The 291-nt window shown below is 63.6% G+C and carries 1 pseudogene; it reads left to right on the top strand.

Features of this window, described 5'->3' with window-relative positions:
- Positions 1–291 (top strand): annotated as a pseudogene (locus ACNFH5_RS30630) (electron transfer flavoprotein subunit alpha/FixB family protein); the annotation flags it as partial.

The following is a 291-nucleotide window of genomic DNA, read 5'->3' as shown; positions in this document are numbered from 1 at the left end:
ATCGGTGGTGACATCGCTGTCCTGGTCGCTGGCCAGAACGTCGGTGGCGTAGCCGAAGCTGCTGCCAAGATCGCTGGTGTTTCCAAGGTGCTGGTCGCCGACAACGCCGCCTATGCTCACCAGCTGCCGGAGAACATTGCTCCGCTGGTCGCTGAGCTCGGCAAGGGCTACAGCCACGTACTGGCCGCCGCCACCACCAACGGCAAGAACTTCCTGCCGCGCGTTGCCGCCCTGCTGGACGTCGACCAGATCTCCGAGATCATCGAAGTGGTCAGCGCCGACACCTTCAAG

Source organism: Pseudomonas sp. NY15435, assembly GCF_048068295.1.
Lineage (GTDB): Bacteria > Pseudomonadota > Gammaproteobacteria > Pseudomonadales > Pseudomonadaceae > Pseudomonas.
This window is presented reverse-complemented; position numbering and strand designations above follow the sequence as displayed.